20 protein-coding genes are annotated in these 23705 nt (G+C 41.9%); 9 read left to right on the top strand and 11 right to left on the bottom strand.

Translation table 11 applies throughout. From position 1 onward, the window contains the following. Positions 1–18 precede the first annotated feature (18 nt). Positions 19–1032, bottom strand: a complete 1014-nt coding sequence (gene murB / locus ID165_RS08300; RefSeq protein ID WP_192349887.1) for a UDP-N-acetylmuramate dehydrogenase — start codon at positions 1030–1032, stop codon at positions 19–21. A gap of 324 nt (positions 1033–1356) precedes the next feature. Between murB and ID165_RS08295 the strand changes: the two genes are divergently transcribed. Genes ID165_RS08295 through egtD form a run of 3 tightly spaced genes read left to right on the top strand, consistent with a single transcriptional unit; the run spans position 1357 to position 4457 of the window. Next, positions 1357–2301, top strand: a complete 945-nt coding sequence (locus ID165_RS08295; RefSeq protein ID WP_192351396.1) for a succinylglutamate desuccinylase/aspartoacylase family protein — start codon at positions 1357–1359, stop codon at positions 2299–2301. A gap of 41 nt (positions 2302–2342) precedes the next feature. Continuing rightward, positions 2343–3488, top strand: coding sequence for an ergothioneine biosynthesis protein EgtB (egtB, locus tag ID165_RS08290; RefSeq protein WP_192349886.1), 1146 nt, complete (start codon positions 2343–2345; stop codon positions 3486–3488). Positions 3489–3491: 3 nt separating this feature from the next. Continuing rightward, positions 3492–4457, top strand: a complete 966-nt coding sequence (gene egtD, locus ID165_RS08285) for an L-histidine N(alpha)-methyltransferase (RefSeq protein ID WP_192349885.1) — start codon at positions 3492–3494, stop codon at positions 4455–4457. Between the two features lie 297 nt (positions 4458–4754). Here egtD and ID165_RS08280 read toward each other — a convergent pair whose 3' ends face one another. From ID165_RS08280 to ID165_RS08245, 8 genes are all read right to left on the bottom strand, one after another. Next, positions 4755–6485 (bottom strand): phospho-sugar mutase, encoded by a 1731-nt coding sequence (locus ID165_RS08280; RefSeq protein WP_192349884.1) that lies wholly within the window; start codon positions 6483–6485, stop codon positions 4755–4757. A gap of 124 nt (positions 6486–6609) precedes the next feature. Further along, the gene (locus ID165_RS08275; protein ID WP_225587036.1) at positions 6610–7620 is read right to left on the bottom strand and encodes a YihY/virulence factor BrkB family protein; all 1011 of its coding nucleotides are present in this window, start codon (positions 7618–7620) and stop codon (positions 6610–6612) included. Positions 7621–7965: 345 nt separating this feature from the next. Continuing rightward, complete coding sequence (locus ID165_RS08270; protein WP_192349883.1) at positions 7966–8988, bottom strand: DNA topoisomerase IB; 1023 nt, start codon at positions 8986–8988, stop codon at positions 7966–7968. Positions 8989–9185: 197 nt separating this feature from the next. After that, on the bottom strand, positions 9186–10280 hold the full coding sequence (hppD, locus tag ID165_RS08265) for a 4-hydroxyphenylpyruvate dioxygenase (protein WP_192349882.1): 1095 nt from the start codon (positions 10278–10280) through the stop codon (positions 9186–9188). Between the two features lie 75 nt (positions 10281–10355). After that, complete coding sequence (locus tag ID165_RS08260) at positions 10356–11357, bottom strand: 1-acyl-sn-glycerol-3-phosphate acyltransferase (RefSeq protein ID WP_192349881.1); 1002 nt, start codon at positions 11355–11357, stop codon at positions 10356–10358. A 33-nt stretch (positions 11358–11390) separates the two neighbouring features. Further along, positions 11391–12293, bottom strand: coding sequence for a bile acid:sodium symporter family protein (locus ID165_RS08255; RefSeq protein ID WP_192349880.1), 903 nt, complete (start codon positions 12291–12293; stop codon positions 11391–11393). Beyond that, the gene (locus tag ID165_RS08250; RefSeq protein ID WP_192349879.1) at positions 12294–13004 is read right to left on the bottom strand and encodes a DUF3307 domain-containing protein; all 711 of its coding nucleotides are present in this window, start codon (positions 13002–13004) and stop codon (positions 12294–12296) included. Next, positions 13004–13645, bottom strand: a complete 642-nt coding sequence (locus ID165_RS08245; protein ID WP_192349878.1) for a hypothetical protein — start codon at positions 13643–13645, stop codon at positions 13004–13006. Before ID165_RS08245 ends, ID165_RS08250 begins: the two co-directional genes overlap by 1 nt. Positions 13646–14053: 408 nt before the next feature. Here ID165_RS08245 and ID165_RS08240 point away from each other — a divergent pair, with 408 nt between their 5' ends. From ID165_RS08240 to ID165_RS08220, 5 genes are all read left to right on the top strand, one after another. Beyond that, a complete protein-coding gene (locus ID165_RS08240; protein ID WP_192349877.1) occupies positions 14054–15424 on the top strand; it encodes a Gfo/Idh/MocA family protein in 1371 nt (456 codons plus the stop codon). A 4-nt stretch (positions 15425–15428) separates the two neighbouring features. Further along, positions 15429–16307, top strand: coding sequence for a sugar phosphate isomerase/epimerase (locus tag ID165_RS08235; RefSeq protein ID WP_192349876.1), 879 nt, complete (start codon positions 15429–15431; stop codon positions 16305–16307). A 61-nt stretch (positions 16308–16368) separates the two neighbouring features. Next, positions 16369–17454: a PmoA family protein gene (locus tag ID165_RS08230; protein WP_225587035.1), complete on the top strand. Its 1086-nt coding sequence runs from the start codon at positions 16369–16371 to the stop codon at positions 17452–17454. A 50-nt stretch (positions 17455–17504) separates the two neighbouring features. Further along, complete coding sequence (locus tag ID165_RS08225; RefSeq protein WP_192349875.1) at positions 17505–17669, top strand: hypothetical protein; 165 nt, start codon at positions 17505–17507, stop codon at positions 17667–17669. A 214-nt stretch (positions 17670–17883) separates the two neighbouring features. Beyond that, entirely contained in the window at positions 17884–18528 is a 645-nt protein-coding gene (locus ID165_RS08220; RefSeq protein ID WP_192349874.1) for an NAD(P)-dependent oxidoreductase, read from the top strand. Positions 18529–18574: 46 nt separating this feature from the next. On the opposite strand, the gene ID165_RS08215 is transcribed toward ID165_RS08220, so the two are convergent. Then, on the bottom strand, positions 18575–19459 hold the full coding sequence (locus ID165_RS08215; RefSeq protein WP_192349873.1) for an aldose 1-epimerase family protein: 885 nt from the start codon (positions 19457–19459) through the stop codon (positions 18575–18577). 195 nt (positions 19460–19654) lie between these two features. Here ID165_RS08215 and ID165_RS08210 point away from each other — a divergent pair, with 195 nt between their 5' ends. Beyond that, on the top strand, positions 19655–20674 hold the full coding sequence (locus ID165_RS08210) for an aldo/keto reductase (RefSeq protein WP_192351390.1): 1020 nt from the start codon (positions 19655–19657) through the stop codon (positions 20672–20674). 75 nt (positions 20675–20749) lie between these two features. Here ID165_RS08210 and ID165_RS08205 read toward each other — a convergent pair whose 3' ends face one another. Next, complete coding sequence (locus ID165_RS08205; RefSeq protein WP_192349872.1) at positions 20750–23443, bottom strand: discoidin domain-containing protein; 2694 nt, start codon at positions 23441–23443, stop codon at positions 20750–20752. Between the last annotated feature and the right edge of the window lie 262 nt (positions 23444–23705).

Genomic DNA, 23705 nt, shown 5'->3' with positions numbered 1-23705 from the left:
CTAATGCATAATCCGAAATTAAAGGAAGTTCACCTCCGGGTGAATGTCTATACCAAATTTCTCGAAGACCGACTGTTGAATTTTCACAGCCAATTCCTTGATTTCATTCCCATCTCCGTCTCCATAATTTACCAGAACAAGAGGCTGATCGGCATGCACGCCAATTTCCCCAAACCGTTTGCCTTTCCAGCCGCATTGCTCGATCAGCCAGGCAGCTGGAACTTTTACTCCTTCCGTATTTGGAAAGCCTGGAATAGAAGCATGCTCGCTTCTTAAATTTTTGAAATGCTCTTCTGGAATAGTCGGATTCTTGAAGAATGAACCTGAATTTCCTATTTTTTTAGGATCGGGAAGTTTTGATTGACGGATCTGGATCACTGCATCTGATATAGCTTTTAGCGTGAGTTCTTTTACTCCGGAAGCTTCCAATGTTTCCTTAATAGCTCCATATTCTATATGAAATTTTGGGACTTTACACAGCCTGAAAATCACGGAACAAATCACATACTTATCCTTGAGTTCGTGCTTGAAAACACTTTCTCTATAACCAAACCGGCACTCCTCTGCATTGAATTCCCGTATTTTTAAGCTCTCTCGATTCAAGGCTTTCAAGCTGTAAAATACATCTTTGATTTCTACGCCGTAAGCACCGATATTCTGCATTGGAGAAGCGCCTACTGTACCGGGAATTAGGGATAAGTTCTCTATTCCACCCCAACCATTAGCGATGGAGGTAAGTACAAATTGATGCCAATTCACTCCTGCACCGACTTCTACGAAATAAAACTCTTCTTCTTCCAGAACTAAATTTATGCCTTGAATTTCAATTTTGATCACTAAAGTTTCTTGGTTTTGAGTCAATAGGATATTGCTTCCTCCGCCAAGAATCAATGGATTGATTTTCTGATGTTTAGCCCATTCCAGTGCTTCTTTTAGCTCATTTACTGATTTTACAGAGACAAAAAATCGTGCATTTTTAGCAATTCCAAAGGTATTGTATGCCTTGAGGGAGATGTTTTCTTGTATATTCATAAACTTAGAGTGCCCTGCGAAATAAGCAAGATTTTACTCAAATAAGAAATGAGTTATCCAATCGAATCTATTATATGTAATCGAGCCTGCCTAAGACGAGGCATGACTCAAGCGTCACACATTGGGATGATTATAAGCTACACGGGATTCTCCGGAATCAAGTTCGGGACAGGCTATTCCGTTACCTTCGCCACGGAACAAGTTATGACCGGCGTAAATCAAAAAGTAATAAGATGAAATCGAGCATGTCGAAGACGACACACAGTGGGATGATTATAAACCGTGCGAGATTCCATGTGGCCAATAGAAAACAATTATAAACACATGAAAGAATTGGTTATAAATGGTGTGCGGATCAGGTCCGGCCAGTCCATGAATATAGAAATAGCAATTGCCAAACTCCCTACGCATACCTTAATAGATCTTCCTATTTTCATCCGATCATCCAAAGAAGACGGGCCCGTAGTTTTAATCAGTGGCGGCGTGCATGGGGATGAAATTAATGGTGTTGTAACTGCCAAAAGGCTTTTGGAGGAAATAGATGAAGGGCTTGAACTGTTAAGGGGCACCTTGATATTTATCCCTTTGGTGAATATATACGGCTTTCTATCCAATAGTCGGACTTTTCCTGACGGTAGGGACCTTAACCGTAGTTTTCCGGGGAGTAAAAAAGGCTCTTTGGCAGCAAGCATCGCCTTTATTCTCAGTAATGAAATCATCCCGCAGATTGACTACGGTATCGACTTTCATACAGGAGGACGTATGTTGGGGAATTTTCCACAGGTTCGTGTGGACTACAAAGATAAAATAGCGGTAGATCTTGCAAAGGCATTTGGAACACACTACATACTCAATTCAAAATACATAGAGAAATCCTTTAGAAAAGAGGCTTATAAAGCGAGGAAACATATTTTGGTGTTTGAAGGCGGAGAATCGATGCGTCTGGATGACTATGGGATTGAAGAAGGAGTGAATGGAACAAAGCGCATGCTGGCAAGTTTAGGGATGCTTGCAGAAGCACCTGCACCTCAATCGACAGTTTTCTTGAAAGAAAGTAATTGGGTAAGGGCGAAAGCCTCCGGGATTTTCAATGCCAGTGTGAAAGTAGGCGAATCAGTCAAAAAAGGACAGATCTTGGCACGGATTTCGGATCCGTATGGTCAGATTAAAATTCCGGTGAAATCGCCAACCAACGGTCATATCATAGGAATGAACAATATGCCGGTGATTAACACCGGTGATGCTTTGGTACATATTGGCAAGGAATAAAAAGCATCACCTTACTTAGTGTAGCTAAATATCAGATGTATATGAATTTATTGGAAGCTTTTCAGGAAGTCAGAAATCACACTTTTCATCTTTGTTCAAATTTGATTATTGAAGATTTCAGTCTACAAGCCTCAGAAGAAGTTAGTCCCCCAAAATGGCATTTAGCCCATACAACGTGGTTTTTTGAGCAGTTTATCTTGGTACCAAATGAGCCCAATTATGTGGTGAAACATCCCCAGTTTAACTTCCTTTTCAATTCCTATTACAATTCTCTAGGTGTCAGGACAGCTAGAAATCAGCGTGGTCTAATGTCCAGGCCTTCTGTCGGTGAAGTGAAAACCTATCGCGCATACGTTGACGGGGCCATGAAAAACTTGATTCAAAAGGATATTGCAGAGATAAATGAATTGGTAATCTTGGGGATGAATCACGAGCAGCAGCATCAGGAATTGCTGATCACGGACTTAAAGTATAGCCTATGGTTTAATCCTTTGAGCCCTAGCGTAATGGACATTAAGGAATACACTCCTGAACCAAGGTCAAAATGGGTTTCCGTTGATGCAGGAATTTATGAAATTGGATATAATGATAACGGGTTTTGCTATGACAATGAGCTAAATCCGCACAAGGTCTATATCAATGATTTTGCGATATCGTCCTCATTGGTTACCAATCAGGAGTATTTGGGGTTTATGGAAGCTGGAGGTTATGAAGAACCGACCTTTTGGCATGATGAAGGGTGGGCGTGGACAAAGGAATTGAAGGTCAAAGCTCCGCTTTATTGGGAAAAGAAAGACGAGGTTTGGTTTTACTATACTTTGGATGGCATGAAGCCGGTGGATCTTGCGGCTGCCGTTGCTCATGTGAATTTCTATGAAGCTTCGGCTTTTGCAAGTTGGAAAGGAGAGAGATTGCCTACCGAATTTGAGTGGGAGGTAGCCCAGGATCAATTTGACTGGGGTAAAAGATGGGAATGGACCAACTCTGCTTATCTGGCTTATCCAGGCTTTCAAGTTGCTCCAGGCGCAATAGGAGAGTACAATGGTAAATTTATGGTAAACCAGATGGTGCTTCGGGGAGCTTCAGTTGCTACCTCTAAAGATCACTCACGATCTACTTATAGAAACTTTTTTCATCCACAGTTTAGATGGCAGTTTATGGGAATAAGACTTGCCAAATCACTTTAATTTATGAATGCAAAAAACACGGATTTTGGGACTTTTGCCCAAGATGTAATGCTGGGACTTAATTCTACTCCCAAAACACTTCCTTCCAAATATTTCTATGATGCCAAAGGAGATAAACTCTTTCAGCAAATTATGGCATTGCCTGAGTATTACCTCACACGTAAGGAATATGAGATACTGGAAAGTCAGCACGAGCAAATTTTAGCTAAAATTCTTGCTTTGGGCGAACCGTTTAATCTGGTAGAACTTGGTGCGGGCGACGGATTTAAGACTAAGATATTACTTAGATATCTAGTAAAAGAGAAAGTAGAGTTCAACTATTTTCCTGTGGATTTTTCAGGATCAGTATTGGAAGAATTGCAGCAAAGTTTGGCGTCAGAACTCCCAGAATTATCGGTGAGCCCTATTCAGGATACTTATAGAGAATCGCTGAAGAAGCAGGAGTGGGAAGATGGAAAACCGAACTTAATCTTATTCCTGGGAGCCAACCTTGGAAATTTTGGAGTAAAAGAAGCCAAAAATGTTATCGATCATTTACGTGTGGGGACAAAGCGCGGAGACATGGTTTTACTCGGTTTTGATTTAAAGAAACATCCGCAGACCATTTTAAATGCTTATAATGATAAGCAGGGAATTACCCGGGAATTCAATATGAATTTACTTGATAGAATCAACAGAGAGCTTGATGCTGATTTTGACCGTGATTCATTTATGCACTGGCCAACGTATAATCCTGTAAGCGGTGAATGCAGAAGCTATTTGGTTTCTCTGAAACCCCAACAGGTTACGATAGGAGCACTAAACCAAAATTTTGAATTCGAAGCTTTTGAGTCAATTTTCACCGAAATATCCAAAAAATACAGTTTGACAGAGATAGGTTCTTTAGCTTCCTCAGGCGGATTTCATGTGGAAGAAAATTTCTTGGATTCTGAGGAATATTTTGCTGATGTGTTGTGGGAAAGGGTATAAACCAAACAGGGGCGGATTTGTCTCAATTGCCAACACGCCACCTCCAGCAGGCTTCTCGCAGTTCTGTCTTTGTAAAGGGCTGGGCAAGCCCTGTATGCTGAAGATAGGCTTTGAAGATTTGACTACCTACCAAATCTAGTGAGGAGGGAAGATGCCGCCTTGACAGGAAAATACCTACCAGGGAGTAACCCTGTATGACTATAGGGCAAAAACTATATAGGAGGATCCGACCGAAGATAAAAAAAGGGCTGATCCAATTTCGGATTAGCCCCTTCTCTATATGTTTGTTTATAGCGCTTAGCTAAAATACCGCTTCAATCCTTCTAGTCTTTCTGCAAGTGTAGTCTCTACTTTTCTGTAGTCTGCCGTATTGGACAACGGAGTATTTACCGAGAAGTAATACTTGATTTTTGGCTCCGTTCCGGATGGCCTGGCTGAAATTTTACTTCCGTCCGTTAGATAAAACTGCATCACATTGGATTTATCCATATCGAGTTTTTCTGACTTTCCGGATTTCACATCTTTGACGGTGCTTTCTTTTACATCCACTATTTTCACTACTTCCGCACCATTCATTTCTGCAGGCGGATGATGACGGAAATCAGTCATTAAGGCTTGGATTTGCTCAGCCCCGTCTTTGCCTTTTTTGGTAACAGAAATAAGTGACTCTTTATAGAATCCAAACTGATTGTATATCTCGGCAAGTACATCAAAAACTGTCTTGCCTTGAGTTTTGTAATAAGAGATTGCTTCTGCTACCATTGCGCAGGCACTCACGCCGTCTTTGTCACGTACAAAATCACCAATCAAGTATCCGTAAGATTCTTCCCCGCCTCCGATAAAGGTCTGTTTTCCTTCAAGATCTTTAATAATCGCAGCGATGTTTTTGAATCCTGTTAAAACAGAGAAGCATTTCACTCCAAAACCTTCGCAGATTTTATCGATTAGTTCTGTGGTGACAATGGTGTTCACCATATACTGATTGCCGTCCAGTTTACCTGCTTTTTTCCATTGGCTAAGCAAGTAATAAGTTAGAAAAGCACCGGTTTGGTTACCGTTCAACAGTTCAAATTCTCCGGAAGCATTTGGTACAGCTGCGGCGTATCGATCACCATCCGGATCACAGGCCAACACTAATTCTGCTCCAACTTCTTTGCCCAGCTTCAATGAAAGCGTTAAAGCTTCGGCTTCTTCAGGATTTGGGTAAATAACCGTCGGGAAATTCCCATCGGGTTCAGCTTGCTCTTTTACGATGTTGATGTTTTCAAATCCAAAAGCCTTAAGTGCTGCGGGAACCATTTTTCCTGAAGCTCCATGAATTGGAGAAAAGACAATCGGCATATCCTTCTGCGTGGCGATAGCCTCCGGAGCTAGGCTTAAGCCTTTGACAAGGGCTAAATAAATCTCATCGAAGTCTTCTTCTATATATTGGAAAAGATCATCGTTTTTATCCCAGTTGACATCATCAAAAGAGGTGATTTTTTTTACTTCTTCTATAATATTTTTGTCGTGTGGAGCGACTACTTGTGCACCATCTTCCCAATAGGCTTTGTAACCATTGTATTCTTTAGGATTGTGCGAAGCTGTGATCATCACACCACTTTTACAAGCGTAATGACGTACGGCAAAAGAAAGCATCGGAGTAGGACGCATTTCTTTAAAGTACAGGACATGAATTCCATTTGCAGTGAGGACATTTGCTGTCGTTGTAGCAAAAAGCGTATTATTAATTCTACAATCGTGGGTAATTGCTACACGGATTGTTTCACCTGGAAAGCATTTCAACAGGTAATTTGCCAACCCCTGGGTAGCCATGCCCACAGTGTAAACATTCATTCTGTTTGTTCCTACACCCATCAGACCTCTAAGTCCTCCTGTACCAAATTCCAGATCCTGATAAAATGAATCTGTTAGCTCAGAAGGATTTTGATCAATAAGGGTTCGGATTTGGGCTTTCGAGTCTTCATCGATATTGCCATTAAGCCAAAAGTCTGCTTTGGCTGAGATGTTGGAATCTATGGTAGTCATGTTTTAAAAATTATTTAGCTTCTAAGATATATAAAAACATAAAATATGCCATCTGTTAATTCATTCGATGTTGAAAATGACTCGTTTAAATTTCTTTCCAGTTGGATTTACGGACTTCTAGCAACTAGTTCTCTTTTTTCAATTCATCTTCTTCTCCATCCAACACGGGGTCTTTTGGCGGGGGGATAAAATCTCCCTCAAGTACTATTTCCTTTTTTTTTACTCGGGAATAATGTTTTCTGGGAATAATACCATAGCCATATCTAATGGAGAATACTTTGGTGAACTCTGCACCGTAGAAGAAAATCAAACAGGAGTAAGAAACCCAAAGTAAGATTAGGATGACAGACCCCGCTGCTCCGTAAGTTGATCCAGGCTCTGCCGCGCCAAAATATATGCCGAGGAGGAATTTGGAAATTGAGAAAAGAAAAGAGGTGAGAAATGCACCTACCCACACGGATTTCCATCTGATTTTGGCATCCGGCAGGTATTTGAATATTAAGGCGAAAAGGACAGCGATTACACCATAGGAAATTGCAAAATCCACGACAAACGCAAAAACCACTACAAATTCAGGTAATATACTTTTGATAAAATCACTGAAAAATGAGAGCAGGGCGGTCAGTACGAAACTGATCAGCAGCAGAAAACCTAATACCAGCACAAATCCAAAACTGACCGCGCGGTCCCAAATCGTATAGTACCATTTGACATCATCAGTTTGCTTAATACCCCAAATTGCATTTATGGAGATTTTTAAGTGAAAGAAAACACCTGAGGCTCCGAATATCAATACGCCAATTCCTATGATAGATGCTACTAAGGACTTGTCGCTATTCTGAGTTTGCTCTACCATATTGGTCAGAAAAACCGCCGTCTCCGGTCCCATTGCAGAAGCCAGCTCATTATTTAGTTTTCCTGTCACGATATCTACTCCCCAGAGGGCACCTACTGTATTAATCACTATCACCATGAGTGCTGGGAGAGAAAGTACTGCGTAGTATGCTACCACTGCACTAAGTCTCCATGGATCAGCTTCATTCCATTGCTTGAAACTCTCCACTATCAAGCTGGGAATGTGTGTGATTTTGAACCGTGAAGGGGTAAGATTTGCCATATTTTGTTCGTTTTCCATTATTCACTTAGGGTTGTATTTGAAAAGTCAAATCCTAGTAAAGCTGAGTGTTTCTTTGGTCTCAAAATCCCAAAGTGCAAATTAGGAAGAATATCATAGTAATATTTTGAGCAATTGATAGTTTAATTCGGATCATCGCTTAAATCCTGTGGGAGTAACCAATATGTGTGCTATTGCTATTACTAATAAGATACCGGAGTTCTCTGTCACATTTTCTGTCCATCACCCTGCCGGTTTAGGATATGAAAAAATAACTTTTGAATAGCATGATTTCATTTCAGCCCATGTTTTTTAACCTCTTCTTTTTAAGTGTAAAAAAACATGCCAAGATAGGCTTGGGAAAGTTCAGTTCAGTTTGGCACAAAGAATTTTAATCAACTGGATTTCCTCCGGTTTGTATCCTTTATTGGAAAATCCTTTTGGCAAACAATCCTTAAGTTTTTCGGGATTCAGACATCGGGATAAAATTTCCGGATGCAAATAGGAGCTTTTGCAGACGGCCACGGTATGTCCCATCTGTTCGGCCACCAATTTGATTAAAGTAGTCTCAGGCTTTTTTTTTGTCCCCTTACAAAGGAGTTCTACCTCATCTGCATGTTTGATGCAGACACAATTTGCTCCCCAGGTCCTAAAATATTTGGCCGTATAATACTTCCCTTCCGGAATCTCCGGACTGATGTAATCGTTTAATGCAGAAGAGTCTATTGTATGCCATGCTTCCCCTTCCTGGTACCTGAACAGTTCGTAACCGGGAAGCTGAGAGCAATCTTTAAGCAATCGGATCAGCCTTTTGTTGGTGAGGGATACAGAACGTTCTTTTCCGCTTTTTGCAGTGTAATTGATCAGCAGTTTTTTGCCGTCCTCTTTGAGGTGTTTTCTTCTGAGTGTAGTAAGGCCGTGTGTCTTGTTGCTTTCAGTGTAGTATTTATTACCTACCCGAAGATACAATTCATCCAAAAGTGCCGTTGCCAGTGCCAAAACTTTATTCTTACTCCAAGTTTTATCCTGTAAATCCTTCTTATATCGTTCTCGCAGTTTGGGTAAATAAAACCCAAATTTGAGCAGGTCATCATATTTGATTTTGGACGAATATTCAGACCATTTTGGATGGTAGAGGTATTGCTTCCTGCCCATTTCATCTATTCCTGTAGCCTGAAGATAGCCGTTCTTTTTTGGGCTGATCCATACATCCTTCCATGCCGGAGGTATCACCAAGTCTTTAATCCGCTTTAATTCCGATTCATCAATGAGCCTTTGGTTGTCTTTGTCCAGGAAAATAAATCCACGTCCCTTTTTCTTTCTAAGTATTCCGGGCTGGGAGTCCCGGGTATAAACCAGACCTTTTGGGAGTTCTGCTGCTGTGACCATATGCTCGTCATGTTTGGGTAATTTATCTCAACATAACAAGACTCATGCACAAGCTGATTTGGCTGCAGAGACTTTGTCCAAGTGAAGATTTTCCGGTGTCTTTTAGGGATTATTCAGGCAGCATCTTTTAGAAAGGCTTTGAATTGAAAAAAATCCCAATTCAAAGCCGACCTTTTTTTGAAGTCGGCTTTTTGCAATCAAAGGTTTCCGCGAAGTCCCTGCTCTCTTTCTATGGCTTCGAACAATGCTTTGAAATTCCCTTTTCCAAATGATTTGGCTCCTTTTCTCTGGATGATTTCAAAGAATAGGGTAGGTCTATCTTGCACAGGTTTGGTGAAAATCTGAAGTAAATATCCTTCGTCATCACGATCCACAAGAATATTAAGGTCTTTCAATGGCTGAAGATCCTCATCTATTTTTCCCACACGATCAAGCAAATCATCGTAATAGGATGGAGGTACAACTAAAAATTCAACTCCTCTTTTTCTCAATTCAGCCACCGTATAAATGATATCGTCGGTTGCGATAGCCATGTGCTGTACCCCTGGACCGCGATAGAAATCAAGGTATTCTTCGATTTGCGATTTCTTTTTTCCTTCAGCGGGTTCATTGATCGGGAATTTGATGTATCCATTGCCATTGGATACCACTTTGGACATCAATGCTGAATATTCTGTGGAGATATCCTCATCATCAAAAGTGATGAGTAATTTGAATCCCATGACATTTTCATAAAATTCTACCCAACGGTTCATCTCCCCCAAAGCCACATTGCCTACACAGTGATCTATATACTTCAGGCCGATAGGCTCAGGTTTATAGGTACTGGATCTCGGCTGATATCCCGGAAGAAAAATACCGGAATAGCCCTTACGCTCTACAAACGTATGGATGGTTTCACCATATGTTTTGATAGAAGACATCACAACATGACCGTGTTCATCACTAAGCGTTTCCGGTTCCGAAGCCGATACAGCACCTCTGCGGGTTGTTTCCTTCCATGATTGGACCGCATCGTCCACCCAGAGAGCCAGTACCTTCACTCCATCGCCGTGTTTTTGGATATGTGCGGCAATTTCTCCATCAGGATGTAAGGGAGAAGTAAGTACCAATCTAATTTTGTCTTGTTTTAGCACATACGACGCACGATCCTTTACACCGGTTTCTGGACCGGCATAGGCAATCAATTCGTATCCAAAAGCATATTGATAATACAGTGCGGATTGCTTGGCATTACCGACATACAATTCTACGTAATCAGTTCCCTTCAGGGGTAAGAAATCTTGACTCATGGTTAGTTATTTTTGGGTTTATCTCTTCTTCCAAAGTTATAAAATATCCCAAATAATATTTGGTCATGCCTATCTTTATTCCTGAGGATTCCGATTGCCAACGAGTGAGATCCAGGCCATAAGCAGGAATGCCAATGCCCAGCTTCCCAGCGATGTATCCATTGCAAGCCAAATTAGAAACAGGTAGTAAAAAGGGGCCAGCACAAAGCCTATCATAAACTTCCAAGTGGATGAAAAAACAGGATCCTGTACACTTGGCTTTTTCCAAAGCCACAGCCAATAGAGAGGAAAATGGAAGATTTTCATCAGTTTGTTTTTCAAACCTGATGATTCAGTAACAGGGTTTGGAACTTCTCCTGTCTTTAAGAACAGATCTACATCTACCCTTGAACTCACGTCTACCTGATGCTCGATTAGGTTTTTCAGATGTTGCTCATATCCTTCATTTGGTATCTCCACAACAAGGTCTTGCAACGCTTTTTGTACTGATTTGGTCAGCAGACCGGATTTGGAAGGTGGCATATCCACGGGAATGGCTTTACCGAAGGTCAATCGCGCCCTGCTTCCGGATCTTTTGTGTGCAGAGTAATCTAATGCCACAGGTAAAATTACCGGTTGGGTTTCGGGGTATTTTTCTTTAAGTCCAAAAGCCATTCTGGTAAACCCCTTACTCAAGGGACGAAGATTTCTTACCAAACTATGACTCCCTTCGGCAAAAATGATCACCGTACCGTTTTTACGAAGTACTTCATAGGTTTGGTCAAAAGTGCCTTGATTTTGTTGAATTGTGGCAAATCCATCCCGCACTCTGTACACGGGAAGCATGCGGATAAAATTGAGCAACTTGGCTACAAATGATTTTTTGAAAACCGAAGCCCTCGTTAAAAAATAAGGGTTCAAGGTAGTGTGGGTAGCCAATAGCAATGGATCAATCAGCGCATTTTGGTGGTTGGCGACCAGAATGACAGGTCTGTTTTTTGGGATATTTTCCTTTCCCTCCACGATTATTTTCCTGAAATATCCCTTCAACGCTATTTTAACTAGCAGTCTCAGGATAAAATTGACTAGGTATTTCATTTAATTATAAGCATTTCACAAATGCGTTTTTATTCAGTTTTTTGATTTCCAGAGACTTGAGATAGTCATACCTGAAATCAAATGCCAGATACCCCACCAAGCCGTAATAATAGCCATTCCACCAAGTCCATCAAAATAAGTGAAAATCAAAACCAGCCCCAAACCTGAATTTTGAATTCCGGTCTCGATCGTCAACGTTTTCACATCAGCCAGAGGTAATTTGAATATTTTACCTGTAATAAACCCAGATCCCATTGCCACGAAATTATGTGCTAAAACCCAGAGAAAAATCAGAGAGATATATCTGGTAAATAGGTCGAAATTTCCCGCAAAAGCAATTACTACAAAGGATGCGAAAATCAGAATGCTCAGTGGTTTGAGGATTCTGGAGGCTTTCTCAGCGAATGTGGGAGCATAGCGATGTGTAATTATCCCAAGAATCAACGGAACACCCAGAATCAACGCTACGGTAGAAAATGCATCAGAATAATCCAGGCTAATTTCACGTAATAAATTTGAAGTGGGGGCATAGAAACCTGCCCAAAGTGCAAAATTCAACGGGGTACTCATGATGGATATCGTACTGGAAAATGCCGTGAGACTTATAGAGAGTGCAGTGTTACCCTCAGCAAGATTTGTAAGAAAATTAGATACATTTCCTCCCGGACAGGCCGCTACCAAAAACATTCCCAAAGCAACCGATGGGGGAGGTTGCATAATCAGCACCAGACACCAAGTAAGAAATGGCAAAAGGAGAAATTGAGAAAATATGCCCAGAAAGAAGCCTTTGGGGTTTTTTACCAAGTAGTTGAAATCCTCGAGCCTCAAGTCCAGCGCTACGCCATACATAATCAGTGCAAGTGCAAGATTTAGAAGTAATAAATCACCGGAAGAAAAATTGAGTTGGATGGAATCCAGTTCTGTGTTTGGGTTCATTTATTGGGTAATAGATAAAAAGATAAGTCCTGATAACATAGCGGTGCCGAAGCTCAGCAAGGTTCCGATCAGAATGTACTCAGTAAGTTTACGCTCTTTGGATTTTCGAAGATCCCCAAAGCGAAAAACAGATTTGGCGGCCAGCAAGAAGCCTACAGCCTCCCAGTGCCCTGTGACGATAAAAGCAAAAACAAACAGCCGCTCTAGAATCCCTATGTATTTGCCGGCATCCTGAAGGGATTGGTCAGGCTGCGACGGGATGGAATCAGACCACTTTTTGAGTAAGGTAGACAAGATAATTGAAGTAGGTTGAGTAAGAAAAATCACTATTGTGATCAGCCCTAGAACAGCAGGATCCTGAAGTACTGACTGCCAATCCACAGTAACTTCTGTGAATACCCCCCAAATGAGTAGAATGCTTACCAAGTGCATTACTTGATCCGCGATGAACCACCTTGTTTTAGTTTTAGGTTTCTGAGCGTAAAGTTTGAGGATATCAATGATCCCATGTGCAATGCTGATATAGAGGGCTATTTGCCAAAGACTAATCTCCCAAAGCAGTAACAGAACAAGGGAACCGTGAATCAATAGATGGAGGTAAAGTTTGGATGATGCAGCTTTACGCCTTTCTTTTTCCTTCACCCATGAAGTGGGTTGCAACAGAAAATCACCGATTAGATGTGCGAGGATAAGTTTTATCAGAATTAGCATTAGAGTAGTTGGCTAAGTTTCTTTCTGAATAATTTTTCCATTGCCATAATGTCCTCCCCATGTGCTGTTTTGTACCGTTTACTCACAGAGTTTTGATTGATATGAAGCACTTCTCCGATTTCTGCCTGTGTACGATCCGGATTGGATAGCATTTCTGACATCAGTTCGCCGGAGGAGATCGACCAGCTGTCCATTTGGATGCCTGCCAGTTTCAGGTACAGGTTCATTTCTATATTCCATTCTTTCCAAGGAGAGTTGATGGCTAGCGTGATCATTTCGCCTTTCAATTGCTCAAATTTCTCACCTGATCTTACAAAAGCCTCTCCGTTGCTTTCGGAGATTCTAGGTGCGTCATAGGTCTTGGTGCCTATTCCTATTGCCATACGGACATCGATTGGAGAGCTTCTTTTATTCTCATCCGGATTATGAAGACTTTTGATGAGGGCTTTAATCCGTAAAGCCGCCAACAGGCTCTCTTTGGGATCCGGGATTTCCAATTGGAAACTATCACCACGGAATATTTCCCATTGTTTGGGAGGTTCCCCCCAGTTGCTCAACAAGTTCTTAACCGGTTGGATCCAGAGATTCTGATCTTTCAGTTCTCTGGAATTGATGATATCTCCTGTAAGTAATGCAATCATGACCCTAATATCACCGTAACTAGTGATAAATCAAAATATCACCATTTGCGGTGATAAAATAGAATATCACCGCAAATGGTGATAGTTTTCTTCTAGCGTAAAATGCTGATGAAATTAGCCTCCACGATTAAATATATATTTAGGCCAATACAATTAGGATACGTAGGGCTAAATCTCAAAGCAACATGAGGCGGATTGTCTTCCAGAGTAGGGCACAGAACGGGTAAAGGCACAATCGATTACGCAATCGTTTGCACAGGTTATTCAAGCATCCAAGTAATTAGTATTGATTAGTATGAGCAGAATGTTTAGATTAAAAAATCATAGCTGAAGAACTGTCTATCAGCGAACACGTGATTTATCCATAAACTCAAAAAAAACATTACAAACCCTATAACCTTACATCAAATGGAAAAAAGAAGAGAATTCATCAAGAAAAGTCTCTTAGGTACTGCCGGAATAGCAATGGCCGGCATGAGTATGAGTGCCAAATCATACGCTTCGATCATTGGAGCAAACGAGCGGATCAACCTAGCCGTAGTGGGAATACGGGGACAGGGGAGCAATCACATTAATCAGTGGTGCGCCTTAAAAGATAACCGCAATGTCAGATTGAAAACCCTATGTGATGCGGATGAGCAGTATTTCGAACCGAGTTCAAAAGTTGTAATTGAGAAAACAGGAATAACTCCCCAGACGGAATGGGATGTACGCAAGGTATTGGAAGATAAGGAAATAGATGCGGTATCACTTGCCATACCCAACCATTGGCACGCACTGGCCACCATCTGGGCTTGTCAGGCAGGAAAACATGTCTATGTAGAAAAACCTGCCAGTCACAACGTGTGGGAGGGAAGAAAAATGGTGGAAGCCGCCCGCAAATACGACCGCAGGGTGCAGGTAGGCTTTCAGAACCGATCCATTGCCAATGTAATGGAAGCCATGGAATTTCTTCATGGAGGAGGAATAGGCGATGTCTATATGGCCCGTGGCACATGCTTCAAGCCACGTGATTCTTTTGGTAAAGTGGCAGATAGTACAGCACCCGATTCTTTGCACTACGATTACTGGCGAGGTCCTGCTGAGATGATTCCATATAACGAAAAGAAAGTACACTACAACTGGCATTGGCACTGGGCTACCGGAAATGGAGACACAGGAAATCAGGGACCGCATCAGTTTGATGTAGCCAGATGGGGAATGAACAAGAATGAGCATCCGGTTTCAGTTTATTCTGCCGGGGGCATCTATGGGATCGACCCCAACGAATGCTCTCAGGAAACTCCCAATACGCAAAGCTCAGTATTCAAATATGCAGATGGCACTATGCTGGAATTTGAAACCAGAGGGAGATATACCAATGGAGAATCCAGCTTAGATGTCCACATAGGCAATGTGTTTTACGGAACCAAAGGGTATTTGGAGCTGGATGGAGGTACGTGGAAAGCTTTTCGTGAGAAAGAAGCCGAGCCTTTTGCCCAATCTAAAAAAGAAGCAGTTCAGGAGCCCAGTAATCAAGTTTTGGCAGCACCGGGCGGTGCTGAGCATTATGCCAACTTCCTAGATGCGATTAGAACTGGAAATGATGAAGCTCTTCATTGTGATATTGAAGAAGGGTTTAAGTCTTCCGTGTTGCCCCTGATCGCCAATGTATCTTACCTGACTGGCCGCGAACTAAGATTTGACGGAAGCACCGAAACGTTTGTCAAGGATAAAGAAGCAGATAAAATGCTCACAAGGGCTTATCGTGATCCGTACACCATTCCCAATAAAATTTGATTATATGAGCAATAATAGAAGAGATTTTATGAAGAAAAGCGTCGCTGCAAGCTTGAGTATGGCAGCGCTGCAGTTTCCCTTGAATGGTTTTTCCATGGCAAAGTCAGGAATGAAATTCGGATTGGTAACCTATCAGTGGGGTAGGGATTGGGATCTTCCTACACTTATATCGAATTGCGAAAAAGCCGGTGTGCTCGGGGTGGAGCTTCGTACTGAGCATGCCCATGGAGTGGAAACAAGTCTGAATGCAGCAGAACGGGCTGAAGTAAAAAAGCGATTCAAGGACAGCAAAGTGACGTGCTTGGGTTACGGAAGTAATTTTGAGTATCACAGTCCTGATCCGGCAGTACTCCGGGAAAACATTGAGGGAACCAAAGAGTACATCAAGCTTTGCAAGGACATAGGAGCTACGGGGATTAAAGTGAAGCCTAACAATCTCCCGGATGATGTTGCCAAGGAAAAAACCATTGCCCAGATTGCGGCTTCCTTCAATGAAGTTGGGAAGTTTGCTGCTGATTATGGACAACTGGTACGGGTGGAAGTGCATGGGCACTTAACCCAAGAACTTCCGAATATGAAAGCAATTTTTGATCAAGTGACTGAACCGGCCGTTAAGATATGCTGGAACTGTAACGACGAGGATCTGCTGCCTCCCGGATTAGAAGCTAATTTCAACTCAGTGAAAAAATGGTTTGGTGACACGGTTCATGTACGTGAATTCAACCATGGTGATTATCCCTATCCAGCACTTTTCAACTTGTTCAATGACATCAACTACGATGGCTGGATACTGATGGAAGCCAGAACGGAACCAACAGACCGGGTAGCTGCTCTGAAGGAACAATTGGCTTTATTCAACCAATTAAAGAAGGAGAACAGATAAGACTGACTGAACTTATCAGCCTTAATCTTTAAAACTATTAAAATCAAAACCCGAAATTGCGATGATTTTTCATAAACATAAACTCTTTAGCTATACTATTGTAATTGCTTTATCAGCAGTGACATTTGCCTGTGGCGGAACTCAGGAAAAAACAGTGTCAGAATCAGAGCCCGAACAGATGAAGGACAGAATAGAACTGATCCAAGACGAAACAGCCAAGAGGGTAGATGTCCTCATTGACGGAAAGCTCTTCACTTCTTACATCTATCCCGATTCTCTGGAAAAACCGGTTTTATATCCGATAAATACGGCAAATGGAAATGCCATTACCAGAGGCTGGCCAATTACACCCCGCCCGGGAGAGCGCGTGGATCATCCGCATCATTTGGGACTTTGGTTCAATTACGGGGATGTGAATGGTCTTGACTTTTGGAACAATTCTTCTGATATCAAAGACAAAACGAAGTACGGGCATATCGCACATAAATCAATCAAGTCTATGAAAAGCGGTAATGAAGAGGGGGTGTTGGAAGTAAGTATGGACTGGATGAACAATAAGGGAGAAGTGCTTTTGACCGAGAATACTAGCTTTATTTTCAGAGGAAAAGATGACCGGAGATCCATTGACAGAATTGCCATACTGACTGCTCCTAACGGTGAAGTGAAACTGACTGACAATAAAGAGGGTATGCTGGGTCTTCGTACAGCGAGACAATTGGAGCATCCTTCCGATAAGCCTGAAATATTCACTGATGCTTCCGGCAAAGCAACCGATGTGCCTACGATGAACAATGAGGGGATCACAGGGATGTACTTGAGTAGTGAAGGGGTGGAAGGACACGATGTTTGGGGAACCAGGGGAGATTGGGTCAGTCTTACAGGCAAGATCAATAATGAGAATATCTCTGTTGCCATCCTTGATTTCCCTTCCAATCCAGGCTATCCGACTTATTGGCACGCAAGAGGGTATGGTTTGTTTGCGGCAAATCCACTTGGACAAAAATCTCTCAGTGACGGCAAGGATGAGCTTAACTTCAAACTGGAGAAAGGCGAATCAGCGACATTCAAATATAGAGTCATCGTTTATTCCAATGAAAGTATTTTCGACGGTCAAGTCAATCAGGATTATATCGAATGGGCGAAATAGTTTGTTGTTTTAGCCTACTGCAAAATGATTAAACCACCAAACTTCTTTTCATGCCTTTTCCTGATGGATTGGGCGAGAATGGATCTGATTTTACTGTAGGTGCTGTTTTATTGGAAAGAGAAATGGGAAATTTCTTCAACGGCCAGATTGGAGGTCCGGTAGTTTTTGATCGGGCACTGACTGAGCAAGAAGTTAAAGACCTTGCAAATTTCTAGACTGTTATAAAAAATTGATAATTATTTCTAATCCTGAGGTGTCACCATCTCAGGATTTTCTTTTTTAACTCCGTATTTTACCTTATGTTTGACGTATTAAAATCTCTTTATAAAAATAGCTGAACACCCAATCTGTTGCTAGAAGCAGTGGAATAACATTTCCCATCAGGGTAGATGTTAGGGTATACTTTTATCACATTTTATAAAGAATCCCATGAATACAAATAAGAAAATAGCCGTAATCGGCGGAACCGGAAAATCAGGTAAATTCCTTGTCAAAGAACTCGTAAAATCAGGTTTTCAAATCAAGATGCTTGTCAGAAATCCTGATCGGGTACCTGCTTCTAATCCTCAGATACAAGTTGTACTGGGCGATGTTTTAAATCAAACTGTAGTCAATGAATTACTCGAGGATTGTGAAGCTGTAATCAGCGCATTGGGCTGGGGTGTGCCTTCAAGTAAGAATACGATTTCCTCAGAAGGAACTGCGAATGTACTTCAACAAATGAAACTTCATCAAATCAAGCGCTATATTGTAGTGTCAGGAATAAATGTAGATGCACAAGGAGATAAAAAAGGAACCACTACAAAAGCTGCTACCGAGTGGATGTATGCAAATTATCCTGATTCTACTATTGATAGGCAGTTTGAATATAAACTTCTCAAGGAGAGCCATGTGGATTGGACTTTGGTGAGATTACCTTTAATAGCTCTGGATGCGGAGAACAAGCCAATCAATGTCTCACTGGAAGATTGCCTTGGGGATCAGGTTTCTGCAACTAGTTTGGCAAATTTTCTAATTGATCAACTGTCAGATAGAAGGTTTATTAAACAGGCCCCATTTATAGCTAATCAATAGAAAATAGGCAAAAGACGTAGCAGTTACTACGTCTTTTGCCAAAATCTTATTTTTCTTTCAGTATAGTTATAGTGTATGTTTTCACATCACGTTGATGAGCTTCCAATTTCAGAATACCTTCTTTTTCCTCAAACTTCTGATTGGAATCTACACTATCGGCTATTCCCAACCATGGCTCGATACAAACAAAGGAAGCTCCGGGCTTTGCCCAGATTCCCAGGTAATCGAAATCATCGAATGTTAAAGACAGGATTTCTCCTCTGTTTTTATGCATTAAGGTAACTTCCCGGGATGTGAGATTTTTGAAAATCAACGCATCATCATCAAATAGATGCTTGTGAAGGGACAATGCCGAACTGTTTTCCAATACCGGTTTTGTGTCTGTCCCTATAAGTCCGCTAGACTCTACGCTCCAAGTTGAATCAGTTTCAGGATTGGTAAATTGTAGAAAGTAGTCTTCATATTCTTCTCCTTCATGTAGGGGACAATTAAACGCAGGATGACCGCCTACACTGTAATACATCGTTTCTTCACCGTGATTTACAATACGGTGGGCAATCTCGATTTTACTACCCGACACGGTGAATTTGATTTCCAGTTCAAATTTAAATGGGTACAGTTTTAGACTTTCCTCATCCCAAACTAAAGAAAATAACAATGAATTTTCAGTGGATTCCTTTAGGACAGGTTTAGGTGAATTTCTTAAAATTCCATGCTTTGGGATGGCATACTTTTGATTTTTATATATCATAAAGCCATTTTTCAGGGCCCCGATAATGGGGAATAACACAGGTGCCTGACCGCTCCAAATAGTTGGGTCACCTTGCCAAAGGTATTCAGTATTTGTATGTAGGGATTTTATGGAGGAAATCTCCATTCCTGTCTGATTGATTTCTATGGATAATTCTGAAGAGCTTATTTTGTATTTCATTTGTTTATAATTGATTTCGTCTGAAAATATGCTTTTATCGATTTTTCAAAAATAATTCAAGAAGATGATTGACCATGCCTCAAATTCAAATTGTTTGAGCCATACAGCATATTTTTTTCGACCTAGGCAACTGTTTTAGTACTACCTCTGTTTTACTCTCAAAAATCAATAACCATTACTTAACCTATTTTAATGATGAAGTACAATTCCGTCGGAAATACCGGCTTGATGGTCTCCGAACTATGCTTTGGCACCATGACTTTTGGGGGGCAGGAAGCTGACATGTGGGCCAATATCGGCAACCTGCAGCAAGATGAAGTGAATAAAATGCTTGAGGCAGTAGTAGAATCGGGCATTAATTTTATAGATACTGCCAATGTTTATTCCTTCGGGCAGTCGGAGAAGCTTTTGGGTCAAGGATTACTGGATTTGTCTGTACCACGGGATGAGGTGGTTATAGCGACTAAGCTGTTGGCCAAGATGAAGGACAAACCAAACAGTGCCGGACTTTCCAGGTATAATATTTTCAACTCGGTAGAAGCCAGTTTGAAAAGACTGCAAATGGATTATATAGATATTCTGTATGTTCACGGTGTAGATCCTTTGACCTCACTGGAAGAAATCGTCCGCTCATTAAACGATATTGTGGAATCGGGAAAAGTCAGATACATCGCTATTTGCAACTGGCCTGCATGGATGGTGGCAAAGGCTCAGGCAATTGCACATTACAGGGGGTGGCATAAGTTCATGGGCTTGCAGTATTATTACTCTGCGGTGAGCCGTGATATTGAGCATGAGTTGGTGCCGATGGCAATAGATCATGACTTGGCTATATTTCCTTGGAGTCCACTTGCAGGAGGTTTCTTGACCGGAAAATTCACCAGAGAAGGGGCAGATTCGGATTCTAGGAGATCAAAATTTGATTTTCCTCCGATTGACAAGGAGAAGGGGTATGATTTGGTAGATGTGATGGGGGATTTGGCAAAGATCCATGATGCAAGCGTTGCACAGGTTGCATTGGCCTGGGTGAGGCAGCAACGCGGTGTTACCAGCACTATCATTGGAGCCAAAACGCTGGAGCAATTGAAACTCAATATAGATTCAACTGATCTCTTATTGACAGAGGGAGATCTTAAGAAAATAAATGAAGTCAGCCCCCTTGCTATGCAATACCCCGGCTGGATGGTAGAACGACAGGCTAATTATAGAAAGTAAATTAGTATAAACCCCTTGCCGAAATAAATCAGCAAGGGGTTTTCTAAGTTTAGTAAAGTTGCAGACTGTGGAATATTATCTGGCAAAGAGTACCAATTGCTTCATTGCCCAGGGTTCTTCGCCTTTTTCAACAGTTTCCATTTTCAGGAATCTTGCGTTTTCTTCAGCTTTCCATTGAATGGTGTTCAAGCCTTTGACGCCTGATCCATTGGCAACTTCTGTCCAGCTTTTTCCATCAACGGAAAGTGACACTTTATACTTTTTGGGAAACTCTTTATCTCCCGCATCAAACTGTATTTCTGTCAAGTTTCTTTCTTTTGGAAGTTCGATTCGGAACCACATCCCGGATTCTTGTGGAGTTTCTGTTTTCCATCCTTTGAAGCTAAAAGCATAAGAAGGATCTTTCGTGGAGCCCACACCTTGTAGTGCCGTGCTGCTTGCAGTGATTTTCCAATTATCCTGATAGCTAAGTGCCTTGGGAATTTCCTGAATCAGCTCATCAAATTGGTAGGTGCCTTCTCTGCTTGCAGTTTCTTGTCTCACTTGAGTTACAAATTCAGGGCTCACGAAACTTCCCGAATTACCAAACTCATTGCGGATGTAAGATATGACTGATGCGATCCATTCGTCGTCATTGCTATCCATAGCAATCATCACACCTTCGTATTCTTTGCCATCAATCGCACCGGTCAAGCCATGCAACAGGGTTTTAACAGCATATTCAGGATGCCCCATAATTCTAGGAGAGCCTGAGAAAGCAGGTGCAATCAGTTGTCCCCCGCCGGTAGGAGTTCCAAGCCCTTTTGCACCATGACAGGTAGAACAGTAGCTGTCAAAAATGCTTTTTCCTTTATTAAAAAGCGCCAATTCCTCAGGAGCATACTGGGTAGCTGCGAGTTCCTTCTCCTTAGCAATACGTTCCAAAAGCTGAGTCCCTATGACCTGAATTCCCTGTGCTTGGTTCTCTTTCAGCGTAGCTTTGATCAATTCTTCCACCTGGTCAACATTCAATACATAAGCACTCAGCAATGCCTGTAATGCCACATCTGTAGCTGAATCTTTGATCATTTCTCTGTAATCAGCTGCCAAACTTTTCTCTCCATACTTATAGAGACTTTCGCTGGCACGCAATGCTTGGATACGTATCTGGGGGCTGGAATTCTTCATCAGTTTTTTGACGAGGGCAAGATCCAGAGAAGTTAAGCCTTCCAGTGTCCATAGTGCATGAATACGGGTCAATTCATTATCGGAAGTGTTCACCAGATTTTCCAACTCTTTCACCACGGATTTATCCTGATTCAAGATGATCAGCTGCTGTGCCTGATCGCGCCACCAGCCGTTTGGATTGCTCAGATGGCGTACGAGTTCGGCGGAAGTTTCCTCGTACATCCTCGGCTTCTCCTTGTTTCTTTCCATTCCTTCGTAGGTCAATCTCCAAATCCTTCCGTTGCCTATGATATCATCCATTTGGTATTGTTGGATTTTGGTGCGTAGGTAACTGCCGTCCTGAGTCCAATTTCCCTGCTGGATGATCCCACGATACATATCGACGATATACATCGTGCCGTCGGGAGCAGTTGCCATATCCACGGGTCGGAAAAGCGGATCGGTAGATTGGATAAATTCAGTTTCAGCTTCTCTGTAAGGGTTTTGGATATAGGAAAGTCCTTCCGATTTCTCTACCTGGACTTGTCGTACAATTCGTCCCACAGGTTCACCATAGAAGTATTGATTTTGGATTTCCTTTGGAAGTCTATCGCCTCGAAACACATCGTTTCCAGCTGAACCGGTTACATTACTCAGTGAGCCATCAGGTTTTGTTTCTCTCATTCCGGGTTCGAAATCAGCCAGCTTCACCAAGCTAAACGGTTCTCTAAAGCCATCTTTAAACTGTCCCTTGATCGCAAAGTTGCCGTAGACGATTGGCAAATTGAAGTTTTGAGGGACTCCGCCGGCACCGTCTTGGAACCATACCTGTCCATAGTTGTCTTGGGTTACGCCCCATTGCCCGTAAGGATTTCCTGTAGGTTCCTGAATGACCCCATCGGGTGTCCAGCGGATCCTTTTCGAATTGTAGGTGCTATACATCCAGTTGTCCATAGTCCAAGTCAGGAAACTCGTCTGGTGCTCTACGTTTCCGGATCTTCCGAGTCCGGTTGCAAAAAGCTCCTTTTTGTCTGCCTTACCATCGTTATTGGTATCGGTGTATTTGTAGACATTATCCTCGTTTGACTCCATGGATAAAATGGTATTTTTCCCAAAAGGAACTACGAATCGCGGAAATATCAGACTATCCAGAAAGATGACACTTGTTTCATAAATGCCGTCGTTGTCCTTGTCTTCCCATCTTGATATGCGGGAGGTCGGCATCAGTTCACCATTGGCATCGATGTCTTGCATGTATGTTCTCAGTTCCAGGACATACATTCTCCCATTACCGTCAAACTGTATCGCAGCGGGTTCCCGAATCTGAGGTTCGGAAAGAATAGGTTCCAACTTATAGCCAGGCTGCAGCACAAAAGTCTTCAGCTGCTCATTTGCAGATAGCGGAACCACAGGAGGCTGGGGAGATAAGTCAATGCCTTTCCAGCGTGGGGATTCCATATCCGTTCCTTCGGGAATACTTATGGAAGGGTAGGGTGCTTCCATCCTTTTTGGATCCAGGGAATCTGCAGGAGAGATGTCAAAAGGAGATTTTTCGGGTGTACAGTTGGAAAAAACAACAAGTGATATACTACAGGAAAGAAGTAGCTTAATAGGTTTATGCATTTGGAGAATAGGTTTATTTAAAGTTTTTCTGAAAGACTTTTAACCGTGAAGGACACAGTATTAGCGATAATTGTCAGACTGAGCGCCGCCTACCGGAGGGTAGGAAGTCGGAGTCATATTTCCCAACAACACTTTTATGCCTGTTTGTAAAGTCCCTCCTCATGATTGTTTTCTTAGCCAAAGGATTTGCAAATTATGAGATTAATGGGATATCATTTTTACCGAAAAAGTAAAAGTGCAAAGAATAAGTTAGATGTGGTTC

The sequence above is a fragment of the Algoriphagus sp. Y33 genome, assembly GCF_014838715.1.
In the GTDB taxonomy this organism is placed as follows: Bacteria; Bacteroidota; Bacteroidia; order Cytophagales; family Cyclobacteriaceae; genus Algoriphagus.
This window is presented reverse-complemented; position numbering and strand designations above follow the sequence as displayed.